8 protein-coding genes are annotated in these 12,301 nt (G+C 61.7%); all 8 read right to left on the minus strand.

All coding sequences use genetic code 11. From position 1 onward, the window contains the following. Positions 1-7: 7 nt before the first annotated feature. The 8 genes from ACYU7Q_RS08855 to ACYU7Q_RS08890 all read right to left on the minus strand — a co-directional run bounded on the left by ACYU7Q_RS08855 (position 8) and on the right by ACYU7Q_RS08890 (position 12,244). Positions 8-2,431 carry a LysM peptidoglycan-binding domain-containing protein gene (locus ACYU7Q_RS08855; RefSeq protein ID WP_460609088.1) on the minus strand — a complete coding sequence of 808 codons (2,424 nt, stop codon included), beginning with the start codon at positions 2,429-2,431 and terminating at the stop codon, positions 8-10. 86 nt (positions 2,432-2,517) lie between these two features. Beyond that, the gene (locus ACYU7Q_RS08860) at positions 2,518-5,418 is read right to left on the minus strand and encodes a TonB-dependent receptor (RefSeq protein WP_460609089.1); all 2,901 of its coding nucleotides are present in this window, start codon (positions 5,416-5,418) and stop codon (positions 2,518-2,520) included. A gap of 72 nt (positions 5,419-5,490) precedes the next feature. After that, positions 5,491-6,141, minus strand: a complete 651-nt coding sequence (locus ACYU7Q_RS08865; protein WP_460609090.1) for an O-methyltransferase — start codon at positions 6,139-6,141, stop codon at positions 5,491-5,493. Positions 6,142-6,158: 17 nt separating this feature from the next. Beyond that, positions 6,159-6,608 (minus strand): YDG/SRA domain-containing protein, encoded by a 450-nt coding sequence (locus ACYU7Q_RS08870; protein ID WP_460609091.1) that lies wholly within the window; start codon positions 6,606-6,608, stop codon positions 6,159-6,161. Further along, the gene (locus ACYU7Q_RS08875) at positions 6,608-7,846 is read right to left on the minus strand and encodes a M16 family metallopeptidase (RefSeq protein ID WP_460609092.1); all 1,239 of its coding nucleotides are present in this window, start codon (positions 7,844-7,846) and stop codon (positions 6,608-6,610) included. The genes ACYU7Q_RS08870 and ACYU7Q_RS08875 overlap by 1 nt, the downstream gene beginning before the upstream one ends. 98 nt (positions 7,847-7,944) lie before the next feature. After that, a complete protein-coding gene (locus tag ACYU7Q_RS08880) occupies positions 7,945-8,973 on the minus strand; it encodes a glycosyltransferase family 9 protein (RefSeq protein WP_460609093.1) in 1,029 nt (342 codons plus the stop codon). Between the two features lie 165 nt (positions 8,974-9,138). Continuing rightward, positions 9,139-9,603 (minus strand): Lrp/AsnC ligand binding domain-containing protein, encoded by a 465-nt coding sequence (locus tag ACYU7Q_RS08885; protein WP_168671949.1) that lies wholly within the window; start codon positions 9,601-9,603, stop codon positions 9,139-9,141. Positions 9,604-10,009: 406 nt separating this feature from the next. Then, positions 10,010-12,244 (minus strand): protein-disulfide reductase DsbD family protein, encoded by a 2,235-nt coding sequence (locus ACYU7Q_RS08890; protein ID WP_460609094.1) that lies wholly within the window; start codon positions 12,242-12,244, stop codon positions 10,010-10,012. Positions 12,245-12,301: the final 57 nt, after the last annotated feature.

Raw genomic sequence — 12,301 nt, forward strand, 5'->3', positions numbered from 1 at the left:
CGCTGTTTTATTTCGTATCGGCCTGCACGCGCAGCACTTCGCCCAGCTTTACCGAGGCATCAGGCTTGTTGTTCCAGGCTTGCAGGTCGGCAACGGTTACCTGGTAGCGTTTGGCGATGCTGTACAGGGTTTCACCTTTTACAACGGTGTGCTGGGTGGCCGTTTGGACAGCCGGTACGGATGGTGCGGTGGTAGCTGCTGGAGAAGCCTTTTGGGGCGCTTTGGGCACGTACAGCAGCGCCGGGTTTATTTGCCCGGAGGCGTGTGCGGCTGGCATCGGCGCGGGTGTAGTAACCGGAGCAGCTTTGGCGGCCGGAGTGGGCTGTTGTTCGGCGGCTTTCAACGTCAGCACCTGGCCCGTGACCAAACCATAAGGCGGGGCCAATTGGTTGATGGCAATCAACGTGGCGGGCGGAATATTGTAGAGCCGGCCCACGGAATACACGGTTTCGCGGGCTTCCACACGGTGGGTAGCATCACTGGGAATGGCGCGCACGGCCGCAGTGGCGGGCTTTGATGTGGGTGCGGCCGCGGTAGGCACCGAGGCAGCCTCCGGTTTTGGCGTAACGGCAACCGGAGCAGAAACAGCGGGTGCAACCACTTTCACCGGAGCCGGCTTCGGCACATATACCGGCGCGGTGGGCACGTTTACGGGCTTGGCAACTACCGCCGGACGGCTAACCGCAGGTACCGCCACGGTCGAGTCGGGCTGGCGCGGCTCATCGGCCAGGGGGGCAGGAGCCGGGGCAGCAGCGGGGGGCGGCAGGTAGGTTCTTTTGGCAAAAGACGGCTGCGTGGGGGCGGCAACCGGAGCCGGGCGGGTCGGCGTTGGAGTTGGGCGAACGGGAGCCGGGGCCGGCACAGCGGGCGCAGATGCCACCGGTTCAGGCGCGGGTGCTGCTGCGGGTGCCGTAGCGGCTGTCGTGGTGGCCGTTTCCAGCGCCTCGCCCCAGCCATCGGTGCTTTCCGTGCTGACGCGCTTGGTTTTGCCAGTGTCGCTTTTGACCTTGATTTTAACCTTCACTTTGCCGTCGCCGCCCGATTCGGTGCGGCGGGCGGCGACGGCTTCATTGGCTTGGTCGACCAGAATATCCGTTTCGGTTTCGGCGACTGTGGCGGCTATGCTGGGCCGCTCCAGGGCCGCGCCTTCGGGCTGGGTGCGGTATTCAATGGCGGTTTCGCGGGGGCGGGTGTGCTGGAGCCACAGCACGCGGCCGGGCCGCAGCTCCTCGACGCGGGCCATGCGGTTTTTGCTGTAAATGGCTTTCTGCCGGATGCCGTACTTCTGGGCCACGTCGAAAATCCGCTCGCCGGGCTGGAGGACGTGGTATTCCACGGCGGCCACGTCGCGCTTTTTTTCGAGGAAATATGGCCGGCCGGTTACTACCTGGTCGAAGGCCGACAATTCGTTGTGTTTCAGGAATTCACCCAGACGCTGGTGGCCCCGGCGGGCCAGGTCGGCCATAGTTTCGCCGGGCAAGGCAATGAGGGCGCGCAGGTTGTTGAGGCGCACTTCGGCGGCGTTGGCGGCCACGGTGGGCGCGTTCAGGAGCTGGCCGCGGCTTTGCAGGCGCTGGTTGGCCACGATGCCGGCAGCCTGGGTGATGTCGCCGACCGGCACGATGAGCGTATAGGCTTTGTCGGCGGGCACGGCGGCGGCCAACAGCCAGTGGTTGTGGGTGACCAGCGCGCCTGAGTCGACGTGCAGCGTGAGGGCCTGGTCATAGAGGCTCTGGCCGGCCACGGCGGGAAACTCCCGGAGCAGTAGTTTCGGCCGGGGGTTGAGGCCGCAGGCGGGCTCGAAGGCTACTTTCTGGGCCAGAAACATCAGCACGTAGGGCGAGGTGGCCTCGGTGATGGCCATTTCGGTGGCGTCGAAATCGGTGGGGAGCGTGTAGGGCTTCACGCCGCCCAGACCGGTGTAGTAGCTCAGCAGGGCGTTCATCCAGTTGTGCAAACTGGCGTTGCTGCGGGTGAGGTAGCGGGCGGCGGCGCGGGTGCTGGCCGTGAGGTGCTGGCGCTCATCCACGGCCTCATTCACGCTGAGACCCAAGCCGGTGGCAGTTTCCTGCTTGAGCTGCCAGTAGCCCACGGCCTCGTGGTTGCTGCGCGCATTGCCTACCAAAGCGCTTTCCTGGAGGGCGAGGTAGCGGAAATCGAGCGGCACGCCTTCTTCTTTCAAGACCCGGTCGATGATGGGAAACGAGGCATCGGCCAAATCAACCCGCGCCTGAAAGGACGGCTGGTGGCGGCACAGGCCGTCGGCTTTTTGCTGCACGAGGCGCTGGGCTTCTTCACTGAGGACGAGGTGAATGCCGGCCACGTCCATGGCGGCGGGCACGTCGGGGTGCGGGCGCGGGGCCAGCGGCTGGGCCGCCAGCGGGCCGGTAAACGTCAGTAGAAGTGCCAGCAGCAGAATCGAATTTCGCATAAACAATCCCCGGCCGACAGCGGCTACCGCAGCGGCGTTCGACCCGGAAGCTACAAAGAACCTGATTTTTGCGCAAAAGCGCGCTACTACTGCGGCCCTCCACCCCCATCGGGCCGGCCACCGCCCCCATCGGGCCGCCCACCATCCGGGCGACCAAAGCCCCGGCCTTCGCCGCGCCCGCCGCCTTCGCCCGGCGCGGGTGCTATCACGTTGCCGCTGCGGATGTTGTAGGTAAACATCAGCATGACGTAGCGCTGGAGGATGGTGGTTTGCACGTCTTCGTAGTAAGCGTCGGTCACGTTGCGCGAGATGCTGCGGTTCTGGCCCAGCAAGTCGAAGGCGTACACCCGGATTTCGCCGCGCTGGCCGGGGAAGAGCTTCTTGCCGAGACTGGCGTTCCAGAGCAGGTACTGCTGGTTGTAGCCGGCCGAGAGGCCCGAATAGGCCTGGTGCAGCAGGTCGGTGGCAATGTTGATGCCGGGGCCTACAATCCAGTTCAGGCGGAAGCGTGTTACCTGCGAGAAGTAGTTGGTGTTGAGGCGCGTCTGGAGCGTGTTGATGACGAAATTCTTATTCGAAGTAGTGGAAGCCGTGAAATCCAGGTTGGCGCTGATGTTGGAGCTCAGCGTGAGGCCGGCTCCGAAGGTGGGCACGCGGGCGTAATTCAGGCCACCGTTTACCAAGCCCGGGGTTTGGGTGAAGCCGGCGTTGGCGCTCAGGTTCACGTTGGTTTTGATGGCCTTGATGGGCTGGCCGTAGCTCACCAGCGAGCGCACCGTGTACTGCTGGCTGAGGTTGGTGGGCTGGATGAGCTGCCCCCCGGCGGGCAGGCGCACGGCGGGCGCGCCTTCGGGTGTGACCATGGTGTCGCGGGCGGCCACGATGGTGCGGTTCGAAATTGGGTTCTGGGTGTAAGCCCCCGACAGCAGCGCAAAGAAGTTGCTCGACACTTCGGGGTTGGAGGCCGAGTAGCGAATATTGACCGAATGCTGGAATTCCTGGCGCAGCGTGGGGTTGCCGATGGTGAGCTGGAGCGGGTTGGAGTTGTTCACCACCGCCTGCAACTGGCTCACGCTGGGCGCATTGGTATTGGTGCGATAGAACAGGCGCAGGTTCTTCTGCTTCGTGAAGCGGTAGTTGAGCATGGCGTTGGGCAGCACGTTCACGAAATAGTAGCGCCCGATGCTGGGGCGCGGGTACTGCGCGTCGCTGTACAGCTCCGAATACTGCCCGGCCAGCCCGAAACTCGCCTGGTACTTGGGCGTAATGTGCCGGTAGGTAAGCCCGCCCGACTGCGTCAGATAATAATTTTGGAACACGTTGCTCAGGCCTTCATTCAGTTGGCGGGTGTCGCCGGTGAGCACGTCGTAAGTGTATTTGCTGGAGTTGTTGGGCGCGTAGTTGATGGCGTAGTTGCCCTGCAGCATGTCCTGCCTGGTCAGTGCCTCGGTAAGCGAGAGGTTGGTGTTGATGCTGCCGCCGTGTTGGGTTAAGTCGCTGGCCTGGTTGAGGTTGTTAAGGCGCGAGCCAGTGTCGGTGGTTCGCAGGGTGGTATTGCTGTTGCGCTGCGTGTAAGTGCCGCCGATGCTGAGGCTGGCCGTGCGGCCGGCCTTGGCAAAGCGGTGGCGCAGCAACAGGTCGCCGCCCGTGTTGAGGCCCTTGTTGTTGGAGCCGTAGAGGCTGTTGATTTTGCTCTGCGTGGTGTCGGCGCGGCGCGTGAGGCCATTCACGCTGCTGTTGGCGTCGTTCATTTGGTAGCTGAAACGCGGGCGGAACAGGACGGAATTGGCCGAGTCAATCTTATGCTCCAGGCGCAGGTTGAAGCGCTGGTTGGTATTGAGGCTGTTGGTGTTGGCGTTCTGGGTGTAGGTGGTGCCGGCCGGCAGCACGTACTGGCGGTTGGTGTTGCTGTTGAGGGTATTATTGGCTCTATTAAAGAAGTAGCTGGCCGAAAGGTCGGTTTTCTTGTTCCACGAGTTCGAGTAATTCAGGCCCACGGCGTTGGTTTTGGTGATGCCGCCGCTCTGGTTCACGAGGAAGTCGCCGGCATTGCCGCCGTTGCCGCCACCGCCTCCCCCACCGCCGCGCTGGCCGCCGCGCCCACCGCCGCCCTGGTTCGAGTTGCCTACCACGCCCAGCAGGTCTTCGGTACCGAAGTTCTGCTCATTCACGTTGTTGCTCTGGGCCAGCACCGACATCCGCTCGTTGCCCTTGAATTTGTTCACGTTGCCGCTGGCCTTGTAGCGGTCCGGCCCCGCGCCGGCCACCACCCGCCCGAAGGTGCCGTTGCGGAATTCCACCTTGGTCACGATGTTGATGGTCTTGGTCGTGTTGCCGTCATCGAATCCCGAAAAGCGGCTTTGCTCGCTGCGCTGGTCGAATACCTCAATCTTGTCCACCATTTCGGCGGGCAGGTTTTTGAGCACCGCGTCGGGGTCGTTGCCGAAGAAGGGCTTGCCGTCCACCAGCACCTGCTGCACGTTTTCGCCCTGGGCCTGCACCTTGCCGTCGGTGCCGCGGCTCACGCCGGGCAGCTTGTCGATGAGGTCGCCGGTGGTGGCGTCGGGGTTGGTTTTGAAGGCGCGGGCGTTGAATTGGGTGGTATCGCCCTTCTGCACCGATTGCGCAGCGGCACCCGTCACCACCACGCCTTTCAGCTGCACGCCGCCGGCTTGCAGCGCCAGCGTGCCCAGCTGCACGGGCGCCCCAGCCACCGTCACGGTCTGGCGAATCTTCTGATAACCCACAAAGGAAGCATCAATTACATAGCGCCCGGCGGCCACGTTATCGAACTGAAACCGGCCCTCGGCGTCGGCTGCAGCACCGCTTTTGGCCGAGTCGGGCAGGTGAATCAGCAGCACGTTGGCCCCGATGAGGGCCGACTGGTCCTTGCCGTCCGTCACGCGCCCGCTCACGGTGGTGGGGGCCTGGGCCCGGGCTGCCTGCAACCCAATCAGCAGAAAAAACAAAACCGTAAAATGCCGCATAGACTTGGTTAAAACGATATAGGGGTGTCTGACGGTATTCCGGGGCCGAAGGTTAGCCGGGGCCGGCCGCCGCTACTTCTTGCGCAGCAGCAGCAGGCCATCGCGCAGGGGCAGGAAAACCGGCTCCACCCGCGCATCCCGGGCCATCTTGTCGTTGAAAGCCCGCACCAACGGCGTGTCCTTGTCGCCAGATTTCAATTCGTGCGCGGGCAGCACCTTGCCGCCCCACAGCACATTATCAACGATGAGCAGCCCGCCGGGCCGCACCTGGTCAATCACCGCTTCAAAATACGCGTCGTTGTTGCGCTTGTCGGCATCAATAAAGACCAAATCCCACACTTCATCGACCAGGCCCGGCAAAACGTCGAGCGCCGCGCCAATGTGCAGCCGCACCTGCTCCGTGCGGCCGGCCGCCGCCACGTAGCGCCGGATGCGCGCCTCCTTCTCCGGGTCAATTTCGATGGTGTGCAGCAAGCCGCCCTCTGCCAATCCTTCGGCCAGACACAGCGTGGCATATCCGCAAAACGTGCCGATTTCAAGGATGCGGCGCGGCCGCGCCAGGTGGCTGAGCATGCTCAGCAGCCGGCCTTGCAGCGGACCGCTGCTCATGCGCGGCATCAGCAATTGCAGGTGGGTTTCGCGGGTGAGCTGGGCGAGGAGCGGCGGCTCGGGCGCGGTGTGCTGCTCGGCGTAGGTTTGGATGGCCGTTTCGTTGGTCGTCATTTTTTCAAAAAGCACATTTACACCAGTGGCCGCAACCGGAATACGAAAACCTGAAAGCCCGACTTGCCCGGCCCGTAGCTGGAGCCCACCACCCGGTACAACCCCTCGTAGCGGTACACCTCAAGCCCGCCATCTTCGGCCGGCACTTTGCGCATCACCCGTACCGGCAGGCCGGCTTCCACGCTTTTCAGCAACGCTAGTATCCCCGTGGTGGCTACCTGGTCACTAATTTGATGACCGGTTTTGGGGTCGCGGCCGCCGTTGCCGGAATAGCGGATTTCGTCCTCGCTGAAGTCGTCTTCCTCGTACTGCCCGGCCAAGACAATGCTTTCGGCGCCGAGCAATTGGGTACCGCACACGCCCGCCCGGCGCGGCCGGTGCACGCCAGTCAGGGATAACTCGATGCGGTTGCGGAACGTGTCGCCCGGCCGGTAGCTGCCCACGTGACCAAAAACGGGCTGCGCCATTACTTCCCTTCCGGCAGGTATTGCAGCACGCTCAGGTGCTCCTCGGTCAGCACTTCGTTGGCCATGTCGCGCAGCTCGGCGGCCGAAATCTTCTCGATTTTCTGGAAAATCTCGCTCAGCGGCTCCACGCGGCCCAGGTCCAGGGTGCTTTTGCCGAGGAGCTGCATCATACCGCCGTTGCTTTCCTCGCTCATGGCGAGCTGGCCCATGAGCTGGTGCTTGGCGGTGTGCAGCTGATTGGTGGTCAGCTCTTTTTCGCGCAGCAGCTTCAGCTCTTTCTGCACCAGGCCCAGCGTGCGCTTCACTTGCTTGCCCTCGGTGCCGAAGTAGATGCCGAACAAACCGGTATCGGTGTAGGGCGAGTACGTGCTGTCGATGGTGTACACGAGGCCGTATTTCTCGCGCACGGCCAGGTTGAGGCGCGAGTTCATGCCCGGCCCGCCCAGAATGTTATTCAGCATGAAAAACGGGATGCGGCGGGCATCGTTCAGCGAGTAGGCCGGGCCGCCCACCAGGCAGTGCGCCTGGGAGATGGGCCGGGTTTCGGTCTGCGTTTTGCGCTCGTAGCTGCCCACCGGGCGGCGCGTGCGCGGCCCCAGCCGGGCCGGCAGCGGGGCCAGGAATTTATCGGCTAATTTCTTCACTGCCTCAAACGGCAGGTTGCTCACCGAGCTGAATACCAGCCGGTCGGTTCGCATCTGCTCTTGCAAAAAGGCATGAAAATCGGCCGTCTGGAAGCGGCTCACGCTCTCGCGCGTGCCCAGAATGTTCACGCCCAGCGGGTGGTCGCCAAACACGACGGTATCGAAATCATCGATGATGGCATCTTCCGGGGCATCCTGGTACATGCTCATTTCTTCCAAAATGACGCCCCGCTCCTTTTCCAGCTCGCGGCCCGGAAATACGGAGTTAAACGTCAAATCGGTCAACAGCTCAAACGCCCGCTCGAAGTGCGTGCTCAGCAGCGAGGCGTAGAAGCAGATTTTTTCCTTGGTGGTGTAGGCGTTCAGCTCGCCGCCCACGGTTTCGAGGCGGTTGAGGATATGAAACGACTTGCGTTTTTCGGTGCCTTTGAAGGCCATGTGCTCCCAGAAGTGGGCCAGGCCCTGCTGGTGCGGCGCCTCATCGCGCGAGCCAATGTCGAGCAAAAACCCGCAATGCGCTATTTTAGTGTGCAGTACCTGCTTGTGTAAGAGGCGGATACCGTTGGGATATTCGTGAATGTGATAATCGAGCATAAGATTGCAAAGGTACCGTAGCGCGGACGTTGGCTGCCGTCCTTCGGTTGTAGTCCGCGTCCCAGAACGTTGTTATTATAAATGGCGCGGGACGCGGACTACAAAGTCCGCACTACATCAACCGGCAAGGTGGCCAGTAGTTGTTCCACCTCAATGCCGTAAGCGCAGCGAAAGTGCCCCAGCGGGCAGGCCGCATGCCCGTGCAGCCCGCACGGCCGGCAGGCCAGTTCTTCCTTAGTCTCCACAATGAAGGAAACGGGCGACAGCGGCCCAAACCCAAAGGCCGGCACGGTGCTGCAAAAAACCGCCGTCACGGGCGCGCCCACGGCCGAGCACAGGTGCATCGGGGCCGAGTCGTTCACGTAATTCATCACCGCTCCGCGCATGAGGGCAGCCGAGGCCAGCAGGCCGATTTTGCCGGCTATGCTGGTCACGTTTTCGCGGCCGCTGGCGGCTGCCAGACGCTCACAGGCGGCCACATCGGGCGGGCCACCCAGCAGATATACCCGCACATTCTGGGGCAGGGAGGCCAGCAATTCCAGCCACTTCGCTTCCGGGTACTGCTTCGTGAACCAAACCGAAGTCGGGGCCAGGCAGATGTAAGGGCCAGCCGTGGCATATGGCGCGACGGCCGCCTCATCGGCCGCGGAGGGGTATAGGCGGGGCGGCACCAGGGGCGTGGACTCGGCGTCGGTGAGCAGGCGTAGGTTGCGCGTCACTTCATGGGTGCCGTCGCCGATGTGGTGCGGCACGCGGCGCGTGAAAAACCGGCTCAACGGGTTTTTGGCAAAGCCGATGCGTTCCCGGGCTTTGGAAAATGCCGTGAGGAAGCCCGTGCTGGCAAAGCGCTGCAAGGTCACGACGCGGCCGTACTGCGCGGCCCGAATCTGCCCCAGCAAGTCCCACAGCGCGGCGTATTTGCGGTGTTTCTTGTCCCAAATCAGCACGTTGCGCACGTGTGGGTGGCCAGCCAGCAGGCCTTCGTTGCCGCGTCGCACCAGCACATCCACGGGCGTAGCGGGCTCGGTCTGGTGCAGGTATTCCAGCAGCGCCGTCATCAGAATAACGTCGCCGATGAAAGCGGTTTGGATGAGCAGCGTGGCGGGCGGGGCAGGAGTCGTGGGCACGGCACAAAATTACGGTGTTGCGGGTATGCTTGCTTTGGCTCCGGCTACCACTTTCGCTCAATGCCAAGCAAAAACAAAGGACATGCGGCACCGGCCAGCGCAATCTACGCTTGGCCAATGCGGCATGCCCTCATAAGTTTTGCAACTGAATTTCAGCCGGCGTGGCTAGGTCAGCTGCGTGGGGCGGTTCACCACTTCTTCCAGCGAAATCAGGGTTTCGGTGCGCTCAATGCCGTCAATCGGCTGAATGCGGTCGTGGAGCACGTCGCGCAAGTGCTGGGTGTCGCGGCACACCAGGCGAGCAAAGACCCCATATGCACCGGTGGTGAAGTGAATGCTCACCACTTCCGGTATCTCCCGCAGCTGCTGCACCACACTGGTATACACCGAGCTTTTCAGCAGGTAAATCCCCAGGAAGGCGCTTACGCCGTAGCCCAGCTTCTGGTAATCGATGCGCAACGTCGCGCCCTGCACGATTCCCAGCTCCTCAAGCCGCGCCATTCGCACGTGCACGGTGCCGCCCGAAACGTTGACTTTGCGGGCGATTTCGGTGTACGGCATTTTCGCATCCTGAATCAAAAGATTCAAAATGTTCCGGTCGGTGTCATCAAGTTCGTAATTTCTGGCCATTTTTTGCAGAAAGGATTTGGAAAGTATGTTGAATTAAACGCTGAAATTTAAATTTATTGCAAATTTTCAGTTAAACGAAAGAATTATTTGCACCATCTAACCAAGCCACTTACATTTGTTACAATCCTAGGCAGAAGGCCGCGGTGCTAAGCAAGAACCTACCAGCGTTTGAAACAAGGCCGATATTTCGGCAATGTTACACGCTAAGTTCTTCACAAAAGGATATTTCCTTTTGTTACGGCCGTGGTTGGATACGGAGGAGAAGAGGGGAAAACGAGGCCGCGCATCTGGGTGGGTGCGCTCCTCACACTTGTAAGAGGCGGCCTCTGGGTGGGGGCCGCCTCTTCGTGCTTTCAATCGTTTGGGGTTCGTTTGTGCTGCCGACAAGGTTCTACTCAACTGGTTTTCAGCGGGCCGCCACCGGTCCGCGCTGATTGCGGAATTGCTTCGAACCGGCTTGCAGGAAAGTGCTGAATTGCGCCACGTCGGGCTCATAGGCAATAGGCGTCACCAGGGGCTTATTGGTTGCATCGTCGGGGTCGAGAATTACATAATAAGGCTGGGCATTGATGCCATAGCGCGTTATCTGCAAGTCGGCGTTCTGCTTGCCGAGGGTGGTTTTTAGCTGTTTATCGTGAGTGGACGTGTACCACTCATTCTGGGGCAGTTCGGTTTTATCGTCCACGTACAGGGCCACCACCACGTAGTCGTTGCGGAGTTGGGTGAGCACCTGCGGGTCGCTCCACACCGTAGCTTCCATCTTGCGGCAGTTCACGCAAGCGTGGCCGGTGAAATCAACAAAAATGGGCTTGTGCTGCAAGCGAGCCACGCGCTTGGCCTGTTCCAGGTCGAAGTAGCCGTCGAGGTTGTGGGGCAGCTCCAGGAAATCACCGAAGCGGGGAGATTCGTGCGCGGCGGTAGCGCTGGTGGCTACGGCGGGCACGGCACTGCCCTCAGCAGCGGCCACCGAGAAATCGTGCTTGCTCTGGGGTGGCAGGTAGCCGGCCAGCAGCGGCAGCGGCGCGCCAAACAGGCCCGGCACCAGGTAGACGGTGAAGGCGAAGGCGAGCACTGCCATCATCAAGCGGCCCACACTGAGGTGGTCAATCGGCGAGTCGTGCGAGAGGCGGAACTTGCCCAGCAGGTAGAAACCCAGCAGCGCGGAGAGCACAATCCAGAGCACAATGTACACGTCGCGGTTGAGCAGGTGCCAGTGGTAGGCCAGGTCGGCAGTACTCAGGAATTTGAGGGCCAGCATCAGCTCGATGAAGCCCAGCACGACTTTCACCGTGTTCAGCCACCCACCGGAGCGGGGCAGGCTTTTCAGCCACGAGGGGAAAATGGCGAACAGCGTGAATGGCAGCGCAAAGGCCAGCGAGAAGCCCAGCATGCCCACAATGGGCGTAATCCGTTCGCCCCGGGCGGCCATGCTCAGGATGCTGCCCACGATGGGCGCGGTGCACGAAAACGACACCACCACCAGCGTGAGGGCCATGAAGAAGATGCCGGCCCAGCCGCCCTTGTCGGCCTGCGCATCCACGGTGTTCACAATCTGGTGGGGCAGCGTGATTTCAAACAAGCCCAGAAACGAAAGGCCGAACACCACGAAAACGACAAAGAAAATTAGATTCGGAACCCAGTGCGTGGCAATGAGATTCGGCCCGTCCTCGCCCAGCAGCACCGACACGAGCACGCCCATCAGCACATAAATTCCGATAATGCTGGCCCCGTACACCAAGGCCTTGAAGATGCCGCGCTGGCGGCTGTCGTTGCCGCTGGTGAAGAGCGAAACCGTCATGGGCACCATCGGGAACACGCAGGGCGTGATGAGGGCGGCGAGGCCAAAGGTGAAGGCCAGCAACGCAAAAGCCCACAGGCCGCCCGCCTTGTTCACGGGGTCGGCGTTGAGCGCGACATCAGCCACGGCGGGCGCAGGGGCTGCTTTGGCGGACTTGGTTTCAGCCGGAGCAGCGGCAGTCGGCGCAGCGGCCACAGCGGGCATGGTATCGGCGACAGTTGCAACTCCCGGTGCGGTTGCTGAAACAGCATCGGCCTTTTGGCTGGTGTCAGCCTTCAAAACGACCGGGGCAATGCCATGAGGATTAGGCCTAGGGGGCGCAGGTATTACCATAGCAGCCGCTTTATCGGGAGCTGCCGCACCGGTCACGGTCAGCGGGCCGAATTTCAGGGTTTCGTTGCCGGGCACGCATTTACCATCCACGCTGGTGCAGCTTTGGTAGTCGGCATCGGCCAGGACGGTGAGCGGGCCGGGTTGCAGGACTTTAATGCGCTGGCGCATTTGGCCGGTTTTTTCCCAGAAGGCGACTTCGCCCTTGAACACCTCGTCCTGCTCGTGGTGCGACTTGATGGCCTGGAGCTTACCTACTATTTCGTAGGCCGGGCTGGGCTTGAACTTAAGCGTGAACACCACCGGCCCCACTTCATCGCTGAAATCAGAAGCATAGAGATGCCACTTGTCGTCGATGCGGGCGTTGATGATGAGTTCGACCTCCTCGCCTACTTTGGCGGTGGGCTTGCTCAGGGCGGTGCTCAGGTGGGTGGGCGTGAGAATCTGGGCGGTGGCCGGCCCCATCAGGCCCAGCCAGAGCAGCACCGCAGTCAGCATCCGGAAATTCTTCATTGTATTTGAATAACGCGTTATCACTCGCCACGCCTGGCTTCTTCCTAACCGGCAAAG

The sequence above is a fragment of the Hymenobacter terrigena genome (assembly GCF_054776515.1).